This is a genomic window from Streptomyces sp. SCSIO 30461, assembly GCF_037023745.1.
Lineage (GTDB): Bacteria > Actinomycetota > Actinomycetes > Streptomycetales > Streptomycetaceae > Streptomyces.
In genome coordinates, this window is sequence record NZ_CP146101.1 from 6,662,692 (window position 1) to 6,679,789 (window position 17,098).

11 protein-coding genes, 1 tRNA gene and 1 pseudogene are annotated in these 17,098 nt (G+C 68.3%); 3 read left to right on the forward strand and 10 right to left on the reverse strand.

The annotated features are described in order from the left end of the window. Positions 1–190: 190 nt before the first annotated feature. Together V1460_RS29925 and V1460_RS29930 are read right to left on the reverse strand one after the other, a co-directional pair. Complete coding sequence (locus V1460_RS29925) at positions 191–2,065, reverse strand: GTPase (protein ID WP_338676717.1); 1,875 nt, start codon at positions 2,063–2,065, stop codon at positions 191–193. Between the two features lie 6 nt (positions 2,066–2,071). After that, positions 2,072–3,667, reverse strand: a complete 1,596-nt coding sequence (locus tag V1460_RS29930; RefSeq protein ID WP_338676718.1) for a dynamin family protein — start codon at positions 3,665–3,667, stop codon at positions 2,072–2,074. Between the two features lie 314 nt (positions 3,668–3,981). Between V1460_RS29930 and V1460_RS29935 the strand changes: the two genes are divergently transcribed. After that, positions 3,982–4,057 (forward strand) — tRNA-Arg (locus V1460_RS29935). 251 nt (positions 4,058–4,308) lie between these two features. On the opposite strand, the gene V1460_RS29940 is transcribed toward V1460_RS29935, so the two are convergent. The 3 genes from V1460_RS29940 to V1460_RS29950 form a co-directional block, all read right to left on the reverse strand. Then, positions 4,309–5,706, reverse strand: coding sequence for a site-specific integrase (locus tag V1460_RS29940; RefSeq protein ID WP_338676719.1), 1,398 nt, complete (start codon positions 5,704–5,706; stop codon positions 4,309–4,311). Next, positions 5,703–6,035 carry a helix-turn-helix transcriptional regulator gene (locus V1460_RS36525; protein WP_407077553.1) on the reverse strand — a complete coding sequence of 111 codons (333 nt, stop codon included), beginning with the start codon at positions 6,033–6,035 and terminating at the stop codon, positions 5,703–5,705. The genes V1460_RS29940 and V1460_RS36525 overlap by 4 nt, the downstream gene beginning before the upstream one ends. Before the next feature lie 248 nt (positions 6,036–6,283). Continuing rightward, positions 6,284–6,715 carry a winged helix-turn-helix domain-containing protein gene (locus V1460_RS29950; RefSeq protein WP_338678263.1) on the reverse strand — a complete coding sequence of 144 codons (432 nt, stop codon included), beginning with the start codon at positions 6,713–6,715 and terminating at the stop codon, positions 6,284–6,286. A 348-nt stretch (positions 6,716–7,063) separates the two neighbouring features. On the opposite strand from V1460_RS29950, the pseudogene cutA reads away from it, so the two are divergent. Together cutA and V1460_RS29960 are read left to right on the forward strand one after the other, a co-directional pair. Then, positions 7,064–7,391, forward strand: a pseudogene (gene cutA / locus V1460_RS29955) (divalent-cation tolerance protein CutA). 167 nt (positions 7,392–7,558) lie between these two features. Next, positions 7,559–7,681 (forward strand): hypothetical protein, encoded by a 123-nt coding sequence (locus V1460_RS29960; RefSeq protein ID WP_338676721.1) that lies wholly within the window; start codon positions 7,559–7,561, stop codon positions 7,679–7,681. Between the two features lie 1,098 nt (positions 7,682–8,779). Here the strand turns inward: V1460_RS29960 and V1460_RS29965 are convergent. The 5 genes from V1460_RS29965 to V1460_RS29985 are packed head-to-tail and all read right to left on the reverse strand — an operon-like array spanning position 8,780 to position 16,997. Continuing rightward, positions 8,780–8,929, reverse strand: coding sequence for a hypothetical protein (locus tag V1460_RS29965; RefSeq protein ID WP_338676722.1), 150 nt, complete (start codon positions 8,927–8,929; stop codon positions 8,780–8,782). Continuing rightward, entirely contained in the window at positions 8,929–9,990 is a 1,062-nt protein-coding gene (locus tag V1460_RS29970; protein WP_338676723.1) for a hypothetical protein, read from the reverse strand. Before V1460_RS29970 ends, V1460_RS29965 begins: the two co-directional genes overlap by 1 nt. 14 nt (positions 9,991–10,004) lie before the next feature. Then, entirely contained in the window at positions 10,005–14,606 is a 4,602-nt protein-coding gene (locus V1460_RS29975; protein ID WP_338676724.1) for a hypothetical protein, read from the reverse strand. A 1-nt stretch (position 14,607) separates the two neighbouring features. Further along, positions 14,608–15,375, reverse strand: a complete 768-nt coding sequence (locus V1460_RS29980) for a hypothetical protein (RefSeq protein WP_338676725.1) — start codon at positions 15,373–15,375, stop codon at positions 14,608–14,610. Further along, positions 15,375–16,997, reverse strand: coding sequence for a hypothetical protein (locus V1460_RS29985; protein ID WP_338676726.1), 1,623 nt, complete (start codon positions 16,995–16,997; stop codon positions 15,375–15,377). The genes V1460_RS29980 and V1460_RS29985 overlap by 1 nt, the downstream gene beginning before the upstream one ends. Between the last annotated feature and the right edge of the window lie 101 nt (positions 16,998–17,098).

Sequence of the window (17,098 nt, forward strand, 5' to 3'; positions counted from 1 at the left end):
CCTCGTGCACCGCTCTGTCCCCTCGTGCACTGCCGGAATGCCGCCGAAGCCGTGAAACCGACGGCTTCGCCCCCATGGTGGATCCGTACGCCGGCTCCCGCCGGGGACTGTGCACACGGACGGGCATGTGGAAAACCCCGCCACCCTTTCGGGTGACGGGGCATCGGTCAGCGGACACCGGCGGCCGCCCTCAGCGCCTCGACACGGTCACGAACTGGTCCCGCACCTCCCGGTAGCGCAGTAGTTCGGCCGCTACCGGATCCAGCACACGTGCCCTTCCACACGCCGCCGCCGCCTCCTTGAGCCGCCGTTCCGCGTCCTGGCCGTATCTGCGCGCGGGCCCCTTCGCCGCGCTCGCGCAGGCCCACTCCACCAGCGGGCCCCCGATGATCCCCGTCAGCATCAACAGCACCGGGGGAATCAGCAACGGCTCGGTGATCCCGACGATCTGCCCCACCAGCCACAGCCCGCCGCACACCTGAACGATCGTCATCAGCGCCTGCGCCAGCACAGCGGCGGGCCACCACCTCGGGCGAGGAGGCCGCGTGTTCGGAGTCCACAGCGTGACGGCCAGCTCGTCGAGCGCCTCCGGCAACCCGTCAGCCCCCCGCACCGCCGCCTCCCGCACGGCCTGCGCCCAAGGCCCCGGCAGTCCGTGTGACGCCTCGTCCGCGACGAACCGAACGGCCTGTTCGACCCGCTGACGCGCCGTGAGCTCCTCCTCCACCGGCTCCGGCGGCTGCGGAAACCCGCTACCCGGCATCCGGACACGCTCGCACCAGCGCCACAGCCGCAACCAGGGCGTGCCGCAGGCCCGGCCCGCGCTTCGGCGCCACTGCCGCTCCGCCTCCTCACCGACCGCCGTGGCGCCGACCGCGACCGCCAACCGGGCGGAGAAGTCGTCCCTGGCTCGCTCGCTCAGTCCGGCGTGTCCGTCGGCGACATAGACGGGGCGCAGCGTCTTCGCGGCGGCGTCCACGTCGGCCGCGATCCTTTTGGCCGCGGCCGTACGCTCCTGCACGAAGCGCCCCAGCAGCTCCCGCAGATCCGCGACGCCCTCGCCGGTGAGGGCCGAGAGGGCGAGCACCGTGGCACCGGGCTCTCCGTGTTCGCCGACCGCCATGCCGTCCTCGTCGAGGAGCCTGCGCAGATCGTCCAGCACCTGGTCGGCGGCTTCGCCGGGCAGGCGGTCGATCTGGTTCAACACGACAAAGCTGACCTCGGCGTGTCCCGCGAGCGGCCTCAGATAGCGCTCGTGCAGCGCGGCGTCGGCGTACTTCTCCGGGTCGACCACCCAGATCACCGCGTCCACCAGCCGCAGTACCCGGTCCACCTGGTCCCGGTGCGCGGTCAGCGCCGAATCATGGTCGGGCAGGTCCACCAGCACCAGGCCCTGGAGTGCCTCGTCGCCCGACCCCCCCGCCAGCGGCCTGCGGCGCAGCCGCCCGGGGATGGCAAGCCGGTCGAGCAGCTCGCCCGCTCCGTCCGACCAGGTCAGGGAGATCGGGGCGGATGTGGTGGGTCGGCGCAGTCCGGTCTCCGAGACGGGCACCCCGGCAAGGGCGTTGAACAGTGTCGACTTACCGCTCCCGGTCGCACCGGCGATGGCGACGACGGTGTGCTCCGAGGACAGTCGCTGCCGCGCCACCGCCTCGTCCAGCACCCGTCCCGCCTCTTCGAGCACCTGGCCCTCGATCCGGGTACGGGAGAGGCCCACGAGCTCTCTCAGGGCATCGAGACGGTTCCTCAGCGGGGCTGCGTACGGGCCCGCTACGGGGGCGTGCAGCGCTCCGGCCGGGTCATCGTCCGGAGGCGAGTCCACTGCACGGCGGGCGATGACCCCGTCGTCCCAGCGCCCGTCATCGGCAGGTTGCTCGCCCGGCTGCAGGGCCTGCGCCTCCCGCGCCGGGCCCTCCTCGATCACGGCCGTCCCGGGCACGGTCCCGGGCGGCCGCCCCTCTGCGGCACCGTCAGCGGACGCTGCGACCCCGCCGGTCCCCTGTCCCGTCCCCTCCTCGGAACCGGCTCCCGAGCGTCCCTCGGTCTCCCCAGTGACTGCGGTCATCGGCGGTCACCTTTCCTTCTGTAGTACGGACAGCGCGGCGATCAGGTCGGCCTGGGGTTCCGGGGAGACTTCGAGGGCGTCCAGCGGTGCGAGCCGCCGATCGCGTTCATCCCGCATGACACCCTCCACGCAACTCGTCACCAGCTCACCGCCCTTGTCCCGCAGTCGCAGCGCGCTCTGGGCGCCGAGCCGCTCGGCGAGCAACTCGCCGGCCGCCCGGGTGCGCCTACCGCCGAGCAGCGCGGCGGCGAGCAGGGCGGCGACGGTCTCCGGATCGGGCGCGGCGGCCTTCTCCATGTCACGTACCGCCTCATCGGTGAGCTCCTCCAGCACCCGCCGCCAGCGCCGCACGGCCATGCCGATCCGCTCGGCGCACTCCCGGTCGACCCCGGTGAACGCGCCGACCGCCCCGGCCGCGGGCTCGCGGCGCCATGTTTCCCGTAGCCGCTCGTCGGCGGCGGCCACCGCGCAGTGCAGCAGCGCGGTCAGGCTCTCGGCGATCGCGTCGAGCACCTCGCCGGCCGAGCTGTCGCGCGGATAGCCGCGCCAGCGCGTACGGGCGTCGCCGGCGAGCACGGCACCCCGATCCAGTCGCTTGCGCACCCGCTCCGTCTCTCCGGTGAAGGACTCGTCCACGGCGCCGGAGAGACGGACCGCGGCGGCGTACTGCGCCGCGACCGCACCCGCGAGCTCGGGCATACGGGACGAGAGTGAGTCGATGACCCCGGCCGCCGTACGCACCACGGTCGCCCGGCGCGCCAGGGGGTCCAGGGCCTGGTGGGCCAGCCAGTCCCTGAGCGCGACGATGGCGGACTCCGGGAGCAGCCCGCTGCCGAGGCCGGTGGACTCCGGGAGTTCCGGGATGGTGAAGCGCGGCAGGTGTCCGAGCCCGGCCTTCGTCAGCAGCGCCGCGTACTGCCGGGAGACTTCGCCCAGCATCTGGTGCGGCACCCGGTCGAGCACGGTGATCAGCGAGGCGTCGTACTGCTTGGCCGTACGCAGGAGGTGCCAGGGAACGGCGTCCGCGTACCGGGAGGCGGTCGTCACCATGACCCAGATGTCCGCGGCGCAGATCAACTCGGCGGCAAGCATACGGTTCTCGATGACGAGGGAGTCCATGTCGGGCGCGTCGAGCAGCGCGAGCCCCGGGGGCAGCGAACCCGCCGTCTCCAGCCGCAGCCCCCCTCCCTCCGGGGCCCCGCGCTCCTCCCCTGCGGCCTCGGTCTCCTGCTGCGGCAGCCACACACGTGGGAGGTGCGGCAGCACGCGCACCCCCGCGAACCAGTGGCGGTCGTCCGGGTGGCACACGAGCACGGGGGTCCGCGTCGTGGGCCGCAGCACCCCTGCTTCGCTCACCCGACGCCCCACCAGGGAGTTGACCAGGGTGGACTTGCCCGCCCCCGTGGACCCGCCGATCACCGCCAGTAGGGGCGCGTCGGGGTGCCTGAGCCTCGGAACCAGGTAGTCGTCGAGCTGCGCGAGCAGTTCGTCCCTGGTCTGCCGGGCACGCGGGGCTCCTGGGAGCGGGAGTGGCAGACGCACGGCGGCGACACGGTCGCGCAGGGCGGAGAGTGCGTCGATCAGCTGAGGCCGTACTTCCATGGTCACCACATGCGAAGAATGCCCAATTTTGGAGTCGTTTTGAAGCGTATGGCCACCCCTGCGCGCCGATCAGATGGGCGAAATGGGCGAGACAAGGGAGGCGCAGGCATAACGAGTGCACAACACCCGGGGCGACAGGCGAAAAAACCGCTGCAAGAATCGCACCTGCCTGCGATTATCGGTTCGCTTCACCGAACCTCCACATCGTGCCACGCAGGTGAAGCAGCCGGGTCAAGGGCAACGGAGCCCTATCCTTGTCCCGGCACGGTCACGGCCGACCCACCAGGGGCTCCAGGCCACCGAGGCCACTTTCGGCCCCCGTAGCTCAGCGGATAGAGCAGGCGCCTTCTAAGCGCTTGGCCGCAGGTTCGAGTCCTGCCGGGGGCACCACTGGCCGACCATCTGGTTGGCGGTATTTTCGCAGGTCAGGCTATGTCTGGCCGACGACCGAAAGGAATCGGACTCCGCCCTTCCGCAGGGCGGGCAGTCCGGCTGGCACCGGCTGAAACCGGGTTTCTACGGGTGTCCGTCCCACATACGTCCCACAAAACGAGGGCCCTGGGAACTCGATTCCGGCCTCCCCGCGACGCAGCGAAGCGGCCCTGGGTCCCCCGTTCGGCGGGGGACCCAGGGCCGCTTCATCACTCCGCGACCTTCGAGAGGTCCTGGACGCCTTCGGCGCGCTTGAGGTAGTCGTCCTTCTGGCCGACGATGCAGCGTGCGTAGATGCTCTGGAGCACCAGCACGCTGTTCCCGGCCCACTCTGCGACCTCGGCCGGCGGGATGCCGCTGTTGAGCCACATGGTCAGACACGTGTGGCGCAGGTCATACACGCGCTTGCCGACCGGAGATTTGAACTCGTGCTTGGAGAGGATCTCCTCGCGCGCGTTGGCCCACACGCGCCGGAAGACCGAGCCCGCCAGCATGCCGCCCTTCTCTCCTGGGAAGAGGAGGTCATCGTCCTTGAGGCCGTACTCCTCGATGACCCCCCGGAGGAAGGGAACAAGGGTGGGATGGATGGGGACGAGGCGCGTGTCGCCCTCGCCTCTGCCCTTGAGGTCCCGTTCCTCGTGGACCGTGCCGTTGTCGGTCCACTGGCTGCCGACTTCGGGCTGGGCCTCATGGACGAGGAACTCGCCCCACCCGTTCTCCGGCAGTGCGGCGTCGCCTACCCGGAGAGCGACGGCTTCCTCGGGACGGAGCCCCGCGTAGTACAGGGTGGCGAAGAAGGCCCGGTAGAGGTGTCCTCGCCGGGGACGCTCACCTATCCAGTCGAGCATCTTCGCGACCAGGTCACGGTTCAGCAGGCTGCGCTTGTCGACGGCCTGGGTCACCTTCGGAGCCATCCGCTCCCCCTTGCCCTTGGGGAGTGGGTTGGCCTTCAGATAGTCGTGTTTGACCGCGTAGTTCATGACGAGATTCATGATCCGGTCGTTGCGCGTGACCGAGCTGGCGGCTGCCGCTGTTCCGTCCAGGAGAGTGCCGAGAGCGGTGACGGCCTTGTCGACCGTCTCGGTCTTCTCCCACGCGCGCATCGGGAGCGCGTTGCGCCGGACCCAGTTGAGGATCGCCTGTACCTCGGACGGCACCGGGTTCTCCGGATCGGTGCGCCGTCTGGTGTTGAAGGCGTACTCCCGCAGCGCCCTGCGCACCTGGACCGGGGCGAAGCGCTTCGGCGGCGACGTGCGCAGCAGGGCCGTCGTCGCTGCCGTGAGTGTCTTGGCCGTGTTCTTGCGGGTGTTGCCGGACGAGCGAGGCCACTTCCAGTCCGCGTACTCGACAGCGAAGTCGTACCAGCTCACTTCGGCGGCCTTCGCGGCCCACGAAACCGGCCGGCCGGTGTCGATGTCGAACTGCTCCTGCCTCCTGTGCGCGGACATCAGCTTCGAGCGCTCGTCATCGGCCACCGCACGCTTCTTGTAGGTCTTGCTGTGCTTCTTGTGCGCGACCTTCCAGCGAACGGTGTAGGTGGCACCCTTGGCCCGTTCGTTCACCTCTATCGGATAGAAGCGAACGTCCAATGAGCTGGTGTCCGTCAAGAAACATCCTCACATTCCATAAGCCAGTTTTCGAGATCTCCGCGCCGTATGCGCAAGGATCCATTGGGCAGCCGAATACAGCGGGGACCTCGCCCCTTCTGCCGCCAGTCGTAGAAGGTGGATCGGGCTATCCCCAGCTCGTTGCAAACGTCATCCACCGTCAGCTTTGCCCCAGGCCCCACGGCTACTGCCACGCCGCCACCTCGCAGCCACCGAGGACGGGGCTCATCGCCTTCTCCCGGCGGAAAAAGGCAGGGGATATCGCGGATCGGCACATGACAGGACTTCCTTGCGGGGAACGAGGAGCGACAGGGACTCGGCAGCACCACCTCGCGCGGTCTGCGCCAGGACGGCTGCCTGCCGACGGCACGCGCTGCCTACGGCAAACGCGCCGCAGCAGAGCTGCCCCGCGCCTCCTCTTGCCAACGCGAAGCTGCCCGCGTCCGCGACGACTCCACCGCCAAGCGCAGCCGAAAGCGAACACCTCAATGGTCGCGAGAATCGCCGGTTAGGCTAACCGGCGATCATCGGCTATGTTCCCCGCAGCCTCACGCGCTCGACGCCTCCTTGCCCTCCCCTATCCACTGTCCAGGGATGGGAGAAGGTACGGGCGCGGGGCTCCGGAAGCGCCGTCCGAGGTGACCGCCAGCAGACCGTCGTCCCTGAGCCGGCCGAGATTCGCCCTGACACGGCGCTCAGGCATTCCGACGGCCTGCGCCACTTCCCCGGTTGTGGCGCCGGGATGCCGCGCCACGTACGCGAGGACCACACGGTCACCGCGGTACCCCCGCCGCAAGAGATCTTCACCGAATAGACCGGCCGCACAGACGGGGACGCAGAAGCCCGCGGAGACCGCCAGATAATCACCGGCCGTCTGTCCTGCCCAGGCATTCAGCCCGCCGAGGGCAAAGAGCACGGGTGAAGTGAATCGAGCAGATCGGATGGCAGACTCAGACAGACAGACCTCCCAGGAAGAACACACGTCAAAGGGCCGATCTTCGCGACACATGATTCCAAACAGCTCGTGGAGCCTGATCGCGATCGAGTAGCGGCACCCGCTGGCGTGGATTTTTGCAGGCACTTGTACGTTGACATAGCCCTCGCGCAACTATCCAGTCTTTCGGCGTTCTTTCCCGTCTGCCGTCCGCGAATGCGCACGCCGAACTGGCCGGCGATCCTCCGTCGCGGGCCCGTTGAGATACACATACCGCCGGCACCTGGAGGTCGTTACGCAGATTACGGGGCCGCGGCAGAGGATCGACGCGGAAGCTGAGTTCGCGCAGTCCTCCTGACGCCACCACCCGCTGGCCTTGTCGGGCGTCTGGCCAGGGTCGCAGTAGCCGAGGTGAGGTAGCTGATGGAGCACGAGATCGTGATCGCGCAGACGGCCAGTGATATCGCTGATCGGGCGGAGGCTCTCGCCCGAGGCGCGGTTGAGAGCAAGCTGGCAGCGGGCGTTCACATCGATGCGCCGATCACCGCCTTCCACTGGTGGAAGGGGAAGGCCGAAGCGGCGCGGGAGTGGCGAATCACGTACATGACGTCGGCGGACCGCCTCCCAGCTCTGGAGGCGTGGCCGCACGAGAAGCAACCGCACGGCGTCCCCCAGTGGGTCACGCTGCCCGTAAACCGGAGGGTCGGAGGCGTACCTGTCCTGGGTGGTCGACGAGACGCACCCGCAGTAGGGCCGTGCGCCCCTCCAGCGCCTCGCTCTTGACGAGCCAGCACGCGAGGACGGCTCACGAGGCGAACGCCTGCAGGCGGCTGGCCAGATCGTGGTCCGAGGCCGGGGAGGCCCTTGCGTCAAGCCGTGAAGGCTTCGCCGACTTCGGCGGTGAGGAGGCCGAACTCCATGGCCACCAACGAACCCGTCGAGGCGCAGGCACGCCGATACCACGAAGCCCCGCGCGGCCTCTTCGACGAAAGGGCCTTCTCCTGGAGTGGCGGGCCGCTGCCTGAATGGTCAGGTCAATAGGTGAGTCCGCTCGGAGGCTCGACCGGTTCACAGCCGCCGCCCCGTACCCACCAGCGATCCGGCCGGCGTGGAGCGACAGTCTCCGCCGGACTTGGCTCGGAGCGACCGCCACGGGCTCCGCCGTCGATGCCGACACGCGCCACGGCGCGCGGGGCTCCCCTTGCAGGCTGAGCCGGCGCTGCCTGTGACCGCGACAGCCCGGAACCCGTCGCGTGCGGAGGGCTGTGGCTCTATCCGCGCAGCCTGCCCTCCCGTGCCCCTTCGCGTCCCGCCTCGCGGGCGCCCGAAGCAAGTTGTCGTCTCGGGGGTGGGCCTTCGGCCGGGTCCCTGCCCGCCTGGCGGGCAGATACCTCGATTGATACGGCGCGAAGCCCAAGGATTGCTGGTGACCGGCCAACAGGGCGGGTCGCAGCCCCAAGTGGGCCGTGCCGCATCGATGCGAAGGCTTCCTTCATGAACCACTGCCTCTGCCAATGTCCCTGTCACACACCGTCCTGGTACGGCCTCCTCCACCAGGTGGTGTCACTCCTCGTCACGCCAGGCTTCATACCGTGGCGGCCCTGGGAGTAACAGCAGCGCCCTCCCGGGGCGGACACCGCCTCAACGTGTCGGCCCCGGGCGGGACGCGCCCTGCCCCTCGGGCATTCCTCCTGCTGGCCGCCTCCGCCCAACGTCTGCTGAAGCAGCGCCTGATCGAACTAACCCACGAAGCCCTCCCCCACTGGCGCCACCCATCTGGACGTGGGGGTTGAGCTGCTCTGCCAACGGCCGCATCGCCCAAGTACGAGGAATGGAGGAACTGTTCGTCCAAACGGACGCCGGCGATGCCGGGTGCACCATCGGCGCCGAGCGTGAGGGCGCGCTGTGCCGCGGCGCCTTCGCCGGGCCCGGACATGGGTGGGAGTGCCCCACATACAGGTCTCCCCTGTCACCATGCCCCAGCGTGCTGACAGGCACGGCGAACGGCGGATCCTTGTTCACGCCCGACGGCCACGATCCGTTTGCGACAATGCCCAGTCCGCCGAGGTCGGTCTGTGGGCTGTCGCTGGATCACTCGTACAGAGCACTCCGCACCGTGACCGCCTTGAGAGGCATCCGTTAGCCGTACGGCAGCCCGAGGTTTCTTCGGGCTGCGAGCTCCCCGGTCAGCCGCAGCCCGTCATTGCGGGCACGGTCGACCAGCTGCTCCGCAGCCAACTCGACGACCGGCTCTTCCACGGCAGCATGCTCGGTGATGGCCTCGTTCATCAGTCGGCATGTCTGGTGAGCTGTTGGACGAGGGGGGTGTCTGCGGAGGTGAGGAGTTCTCGCAGTTCGGTGAGAGCCAGTGCTTCTTGGCGTATCACGCTGCCTGCGGCGAGGAGTTTGGCTGTGTCGCGGGCGAGAGGGGGTGGGAGCCAGGAGAGGTCGGCGCTTGGCGCTGTGCGGTGTCGATCGATCTGGCGTGAAGGGCGTTGGAGGAGGGCTTTGTAGAGGGCGGAGGCCGGCTGCAGGGGCGGCAGTCCCGCGGTAACGGCTCGTTGGCTGGTGAGAGATATGCAGTGGAGGCCGTCGTCATCCAGGTCGCCGTAGTAGAGGACATGGTGGAGGTGCTTGCCGGTCTCAGCGAGGCGGTCGGGGACCGTGGTGATGCTTGAGGTGATCCGGTCGCCGTCGCCGAAGGCGATCCATCCGACCTCTCCAGGGCGGGGCCAGGAGCGCATGATGCGTCGGAGGTTGTCGAAGGTGGCTGTGTTCTCGACGACGAGGAGCCACGGCGCTGGCCCCATTTCGATGATGTTGAGCGGTTCGGGAGTCAGGTATGCGCGCAGATGCTGCGTGATGCTCAGGAGGCCCCGGCGCACCCATGGTGAGTCGGGAAGAGCGTCGAGGCGCTTCTCGTCGCCGAAGAGCTGGCTGGCGCGGTCTCTCAGCGGGATCTGTGGGCTGTCTGTTCCTCCCGTAAGGAGGAAGTGGTTGATGGTGCTGAACAGTTGATGGTCTCGTTGTGTGAGGCGGCGGCCGTCGAGAAAGGCCAGAGCAGTGGTCCAGGGGTGGGTGGGTGGTCGCGTTTCGCGGGGGGTACGGGGGTCGATGCGTTCAATCCACTGTGGAAGGAGCGGCAGGGTAGTGCGGTCCCAGTGCCTGGCTGTGGGGACGCGCACGAGGCCGGACTCCTCAAGGATGGTGATCGCTTTGGCGATCGTGGCCCGGCGTTCAGGTGCCGTCAGCAAGTCGGGGCGGGCTGCGTACGCGGCGTCGGCAAGGTCTGTGAGCGGGACGCGTTTGCGTGGGTAGGTGCTGATGCGGTCCCAGAGGGCCTCGTGCATTGGGCGGAGGGGGGTCATTCCTGGGCCTCGTCCTCGTCGCCGGGGTCGGGCTCCTCACCGTCGCGTTGGTGCTCCGTGTCAGGCAGTGCGTCGGAGAAGGGGGTCCGGTAGAGGCGGGCTGTGCGGATGCCTGTGCTGAGGCCGTCGGTGACTGCGTCAGCGACGGTGTCACCGTAGCGTTCGGTCAGTTGCACGAGGCGGTGGCCGCTGCGGGCGTCGTGGGCGTTGTTGCGCAGGCGCAGGATGAGCGGGAACCGGCTGACGGCGTCGAGGTCCTCTACTCCGGTCGTGTAGATGAGCTGGACTCCGTGGGTGGCGGCGACAGCTCGTTGCAGGTCGAGGAAGGGCACGTAGTTGGACTTGCCCATGGGATTGTCGAGGACCAGCGTGCCGACACCGCCGACGGTCGCCTGGTAGCGGTTGGCGGCGCGTACCTGGGCGAGGCAGCAGTACAGAAGCACCGAGACGGTCAGAAGCTCGCCGCCCGAGAATTTCCTGATCTTGGTGACGTCGACGGGGTCGATGACGGGCACCGGGTGTGGCTTGAGGACCTTGGCTTTGATGCTGCTCGCGCCGCCGAGAGCGGCCAGCGTCAGGCACTTGGCAAGGTCGAGGGCGCGAGGCAGCGCGGTGGCGCTCTTCGCGTGCTCCACTGCGACCCCCGAAACCAGGGAGTCCACACAGGTGGAGAGGCGGTGGGTGAGGGTTTCCTCGCTGCCCCAGTCGGAAAGCTTGAGGGTGAGGAAGGGGACCCCGGACCAGGCACCGAGACCTGCGGGTAGTTTGGAGTGACGTGCGACTTGGTGCAGGGTTGCGACCACACTCTTGACGAGTCTCACGCACTGCTGGACAAGCAGCAGCTGGTCCTCGGCCAGTTGGTCCAGCAGCGCCTTGGTCCGCCGTTCGCGGAGTTCGATCTCCGGAATCAGGCTAGGCAGGAGAGCGTGGAGCTGCGGGCCGTCCTCGCTGAGCCTGGCGATGACCTGAGCATCGACCGTACTGATGTACTGCCGGTCTGCGGCCAGTTGATGGACCTGCCGGGTCGCGGCGCCCAGCTTGCGGGCGGCCTGTGCGTGGGCCCGCTGGGCCTGGGTGAGGGCTTCGTGAAGTGCCTCGCGGAGGCGGTGAGCCTGCTCCTCGGTCAGCTCCGCAGCGTCCCGGGCGGTGAGGCCGCAGTTCTGTGTGAGCCAGGCTGCGGCGCCGTCGGGGGACGGCGGCGACGATGAGGACCAATGGGCTGACAGGGAGTCGAGGCTCGCCTGGAGCGCATCGTGGGCGTGCCGGAGGGAGGTGGCCGCCAGGACGGCTGCACCCGCCTGCTCCTTCAGCGTGTGGTGCTGGGCAGTGGAAGCGGCGTGGTCGTGGTCTGCATGCTCAGCGTCTTGCCGGGCTGTGTGCGCGGCGGCTTCAGCCGTGGCGGGGTCGGCGTACTCGTGGAGCACGTCGAGTCCTGTGTCGCCGGCCTGCCTGGCGGCGCCGGATTCGTGCTCCTCTGCTTGCTCAAGCAGCACCTCGCAGCGCATTGCCTCAGTTGCGGCGTTCTGGGCAGCTTCTTCCGCGCGTTCGATGGCCTGGTCGCGGCGGCCCGGGTCCGTTGCCTCGTCCCGGGTGGCAAGGTCGGCGGTCAGGGCCCGGGTGGCGTCGTCCAGTGCGTCGAGTGCCTTCTCGGTGTCTTCCAGTCGGCGGGTCGCCACGGCGAGGTCGGTACGCAACTGGGTGTTGGCGGAGCCGGCTTCCATGGCGGTTCGTGCTTTGGTGAAGCGCTCTTCCAGCGCTTCAAGGGAGGCTCGTTCGACGGGGGCTGCTTCGGAGGCTGCGTCAGGAAGCACGGCCAGGAGTTTGCGCAGGGCGCTTCGGTGGCGGGTGAGGTCCTGCTTGCAGATCGTCTCGTCACGCCGGTGCCGGACTACGGCCTTCTCCGCGGCTTGACCGGCAGCCGCGGCGCGGCGGGCGCCTCGTTCCTCCTCGTGCTGCCGCTCCTGTTCGGCTCGTATCTGGTCGGTGAGGGCAGTGATGCGGCGCGATTCCGTTGCGAGGGACCGGGATCGCTCAGCCCTGGCTCCGAGAGGTGCGAGCTGGCTGGCTGCTTCTGCGATGCTGTTCTGGATGCCGTCGCGTTCCTTTTGGGCCTGCCGATGCTGTTCCCGGTGGGTGTCGCGGGCCTGCTCCCAGGTATCCCGTCGGCAGGCCGCCTCTTCCAGGGTGTCCTGGAGGCGCTGCCGGGGCTCAGGGCCGAAGAGACGCAGGTGTTCGGACAGTTCCCGCAGCAGCGTCTGGTCGGCCTCCCGACCAGAGGTGATCTTCCGGCACCGGGCGTGGCTGTCCTGGATCCGGCTGCTGAGCCGTTCGTGCTCCTGCTCGGCTGCCTCCTTGTGGAGCGCTGCGGCTTGTACGGGGAACACGGCGCCGCCGTGCGCGGGGCTTTCGCCGGTGAGTCGCGCCCGAGCGGTGCCGCTGTCGCAGACAGCGATCACGGATCGGGTGGCTACGCCGGTTGCGGCGATCTGGCGCCGAAGGTCCTGCTCGTCCAGCTCGCCGAGGATGACAATGCCGCCGACGACATCGGGCGCCTGCGCGATCGCGGCGGCGTGCTGATGCCGGGGAAGGGCGCCGCGCAGGAACTGAAGCCCGCTGACCGCTTGAAGGGTCCTGTCGCCGGCTCGCAGCGCCTCCAGTGCGCGCTCGGTTTCCAGCGGCATGGGAAGGAAGCCTTCGCTGTTCAGGCATGCGACCGCGCGGCGGTCGGCGGCCGTGGCGAGTTCCTCGGAGATGAGCGCCTCGTGAGCCTTGGCGATCTCCTGTTCCAGGATCTCCAGCAGTCGGTGTCCGGCCGCGTTGAGGTCCAGGCCGCTGCTGGCCTCGTCGATGTCGACCTGAGCCAGCTCGACCAGACGCGGATGCTGAACCAGATGCGCCCGCTGCTTCTCCAGAGCTGTCCACCGGTCCCAGATGCCATCGTGGTCGGCCGCCGCGGTCCGCGCCTGGCGCTCGGCGGTATCCCGGTCCTGCTCCAGCACCAGAAGCCGATCGGACAGCTCCTTCAGCCGGGACCGTCCCGCGGCCAGATGCTCGTCAAGCCGGTCCCGGGCCGCCGCCCACCGCACCGCCGCGTCGTCTGGGGTCTCGTCTCGCTCCAGCAATCCGTCCTCGCGGGCCTGCCCGATCAACCCGTCGATCCGCTCTACAGACTCCCGCAGCGCGCACTGAGCGCTGCGCGCATCGCCCGCAGCTGCCGTGTGCCGCTCGGTCTCGGCCTTGGCGGCCCGGACCTGGCTGTCGGTGTCCTTGATCAGTTGCGTCAGCTCCGCCGCCTCGGCTTCGCGTACGGACACGATCTGAGTGAGCTTTGCGTGCAGTGCGGCACCCGCGGCTTCCATCGCCTTGCGCAGGGGGGCCGCGCCCTTGGCCCGGCGGGCAAGCAACGCGGTCAGCTCGGCTCGCTCCAGGGCCAGACTCTCGGAGTCCAGGTGGTGGTGCACCTGCGTCCATGCCTTGTATCGCTGGGCGGTCTCCTCCTTGCCGGCCTCCGCCTGCCTGAGGGCGTCCCTGCGGGCACGGGTCGTCAGTAGTGCTGCTGCATGGGCAGCTGTGTCCGCGCGCCGACGGTGCTCCTTCGCCTGCTGGCTAGCCTTCTCCGCCTGCTCCCGGGCCTGGAGGGCCTGAGCCTCCAGAGTGGTCTGCTGCGCGGTAAGAGCGGTGTGGCGGTCGCTGATCCATGAGCAGGCCAGTTTGCCGGCTCCGTGGACCGCGGACAGTGCGGCATCCAGTGCCGCGGTGTCCGCGACAGCCTGCTGGAGTGGCCTCAGCCGGATGAGCGCGCCGGTGAGGAACTGCATTTCCAGTTCACGGGCAGGGCGCTGAGCCAGCCGTTCTGCCTGCTCCTTGAGGTTGTCGCGGAGTTTCGCGGGCTGGGTGGGGTCGACGACCAGGTCGATGAGGAGCTCGAGAAAGCCTTCGTGGCTGTCGAACTGGAACAGCTCGGTGATGGCTCCCTCGTCCACGTTCATTCTGCGCTGTACGTGCAGCAGCCGGGGGTCCAGGCCGCAGTGGGACAGCACGGTCTCCCAGGTCGTCTGATTCCCGTCCTTGACGATCTGCAGATCGAGCCGGTGGTTGGCGGCCATCGCGGCGGTGAGAGCCTTCACGTAGCCGTCTCGGCTGCGCCACCCGCCCAGGGTATGGACGGGCAGGCTGGTCAGGCTGGTTTCGGCGGTGGGGCGGAGTGTGTACCACGTGCGCTGCAGCTTGTCCCAGGCGTCGTCGTCGCTGGCCGGCCGATGGCCGTCTGGCCACTGGTACACCGCGCCGGTGATCAACGCGGGCCCGCCGAAGGGTGAGGAGTCGTCTTCCCACTCCGCCACAACGTGGGCGGGCTTTCCCTCCAGCACGTAGTCGATCAGGCCCTTCTTCTTCGCGTAACCGATGAAGTCGGTCTTGCCGGGCAGGAGAAGGCTGAAGAACAAGGCGAGCAGGCTGGACTTGCCGCCGCCGTTACGGAGCCAGACGATGGCATCGCTGACTCTCTGGTGAGGGTCGGTGAAGTCCAGCAGGGTGGGGCTGAAACGGGCGTCGGGATGGCCGATGTTCTCCAGCCGGAGACGGCGCAGGCGCAGCACGTCAGTTCTCCTCAGGTGTGGCAGGGGCGGTGCCGGCGATCTGCTTGCGCCGCACGTCGGTGATCTTCTGGAATGCGGGCAGAGCCGCTGCCCCGGCAACCTGCAGGCGGAAGCTGTTGAGGAGCCGGTACTGCATGGGCCCCAGGGAGCCGGCCTGCTGGGCATACCCCTGGTTGACGAGCCAGTCCATGACGGACTTCGTCCGCCCCAGGCTGGAGTTCGGGGACAAGCGGCCCTTCGGCGTCAGACGGTGCGAGGGGAGGGCGTCGTAGGCGTTCCATGCGGCCTGAGTGGCCTTGAGGGCCGGCAGCAGACCGGCGTCGTCCTCGGTGTCCTCCTTCAACCGCTGGATGAGGTGACGTACGAACGCGTCGATCTCCTGGACCGAGACCCGTTTGATGGATTCCTCTTCCAAGTCGCCGGGGGTGGGATAGGCATGGGCCGCGATGGCCACGTGGATGAGCCCGTAGACCAGCCGGTCTTTCGGGTCCCGCATCTTCGCCGGAAGGTCGGACAACTTGAAGGCAAAGAGCCCGCCAGTGGCAGCGGACACTCTCAGCCCCTCCTGGGAGTGGCCGGTTATCACGTGCAGTGTCATGCCCTCCGCGATGGCATCCACGACCTCCCGGAAGCCCGGGGTGGTCCGGTAGCGCTCCACCAAGTCGTGATAGTCGGCGTCTCCGAGCGGCTTACGCCGCGGCTGGCAGGCGTACCGCACCAAGCGCGCTGCGTCCGTGATCAGCTCTAGGCGCGAAACGGGGGTTGTCATCAGGCAGCCTCTCCCACCGTCATGTGACTCTCAGCGGGCAGCGGAACGCACAGCAGGTCATTGCCGGAGTGATACGTGGAGACAAGGGCGGCTCCGTCGTCCAGGACGACTGCCCGACCGTTGAGCAACTGCCGGACCCTCACCTGAGGGTTTTCATCCAGCAGATCAGCCTCACCATCATCCGGGCTGGCCGCGAACGCCCTCAGCACGCTCAGTGCCAGCAGATCTGCCGCATCTTGTCCCGACTTCTCCGCCTCGGCCAGCAGACGCGACAACCTCACTGGCCCGGCCACCGTCCGCCGCAGCAACGCGTCAACCTGCTCCCACGCCGCCTGATCGAATGCCGGCGCCGCCTCGAACGCATCCTCGACGACCACCACCTCCTCATCCGGGAAGGCGGCAGTGATTTCCCGCGGAGGCGTCAGCAGCATCGGATAGAGCTCTGCCAGGACCGGCAGTGCACCGACAACGGGCCCGCACACAGCCTCCGCGAATGCCTCTGCCACCTCCAGGGCCTCTTCCCACCCCAGGTCCAGCAACGGCACGAACACATCGTCCTTCAGGGCCACCGTGTGCAACTCGGGAGCCGGGCGAAAACGCTGAACCGCCTGGGCATCCAAGAACACCGGCTCCGCGCGCATTACCTGCCCATGCAGCTCCGCATGACGGGTATACGCACGCTGCAGCAAATCAAGCACCCGACCACAGGCACGCCGCACCTCAAGATCACCGAAGCCCGCATGCGCCTGCTGCAGCCGATCTACAAGATCGCCCTCAGCCGCCAGACGCTCCGCCAAATGCTCACGAGCTTCACGCAGCAACTCGGGAGCCCGTCGGCCCCAGTCAACCGACGTCACATCGCGCTCCGTGGCCGTCAGGATCCCACGGACCCGTTCGGCGTAGGCGACGGATAGGCGCAGACTCTGCGCGGCGCTCTGCTCGGCACGGCCCCACTGGCCGTGATCAATCTGACGGCGCAGCACCGTATCCATCGCGGCTTGAGCGTCCTCCACAGACAGGTCCAGCCCGCTCAGCAGAACATTGATCGCCTCACTACTGGCCCGCACGACGGGGCGCCCGGATCGGTGCGGCTCCTCCCGCACCAGATGAAACCGCACCCGCAGAGGCAGGTGGCCGTCACGGAAGTCAGCGCACTCGACGCTGAAGTCAGCACCGCCGGCATCATCGTTCAACAAGCCGCGCCATATATACCGGGCCACGAGCAGGTGCTCTTCCCGAGATCGCCCAGGCGCGCATTGTGCCGCCAAGCCGGTCAGGAACTTGATGACTTCCTCGGTCGTCGCCTCCTCCTCCAGACCCTGCCGTGACACCACTGCGTCCAGGGCCGCCAGGGCCAGGCTCACCAAGTCGTAGTGCTCCCGAGGGAAGGTCTGCGGGCCCGGACGCCGCGCCAGATCGTGCAGCACGCCAGACAACGCAAGTGCCACACGCCTGCGCATGAAACCCGGATCGCGCACCAACTCACGCCATTCCGGTGCGTCTACTACGTTCAACTCGAGGTCAGAAAAAAGATCACGTTCAACATCGGTGAGATTCCCCGGTTCGACATCTTCATGATCTACAGAATATGGATCATCGCCTGGAAGGCCCTCATGCGGCATGCCGAATGTATATCAGGCATATCCACCACCACATTTACCCGCCCCCCGGCCTCGTAATTGAATAATCAACCTCGGGCCAGGGCTTATCGGATTGAATCTCC

What these genes read in the sequence shown, in the direction of transcription:
- V1460_RS29925 (WP_338676717.1), bottom strand. Translation starts at nt 2,065, where the DNA reads ATGACCGCAGTCACTGGGGAGACCGAGGGACGCTCGGGAGCCGGTTCC.
- V1460_RS29930 (WP_338676718.1), bottom strand. Translation starts at nt 3,667, where the DNA reads ATGGAAGTACGGCCTCAGCTGATCGACGCACTCTCCGCCCTGCGCGAC.
- V1460_RS29950 (WP_338678263.1), bottom strand. Translation starts at nt 6,715, where the DNA reads ATGTGTCGCGAAGATCGGCCCTTTGACGTGTGTTCTTCCTGGGAGGTC.
- V1460_RS29960 (WP_338676721.1), top strand. Translation starts at nt 7,559, where the DNA reads ATGGCCACCAACGAACCCGTCGAGGCGCAGGCACGCCGATACCACGAA.
- V1460_RS29965 (WP_338676722.1), bottom strand. Translation starts at nt 8,929, where the DNA reads ATGAACGAGGCCATCACCGAGCATGCTGCCGTGGAAGAGCCGGTCGTC.
- V1460_RS29970 (WP_338676723.1), bottom strand. Translation starts at nt 9,990, where the DNA reads ATGCACGAGGCCCTCTGGGACCGCATCAGCACCTACCCACGCAAACGC.
- V1460_RS29980 (WP_338676725.1), bottom strand. Translation starts at nt 15,375, where the DNA reads ATGACAACCCCCGTTTCGCGCCTAGAGCTGATCACGGACGCAGCGCGC.
- V1460_RS29985 (WP_338676726.1), bottom strand. Translation starts at nt 16,997, where the DNA reads ATGCCGCATGAGGGCCTTCCAGGCGATGATCCATATTCTGTAGATCAT.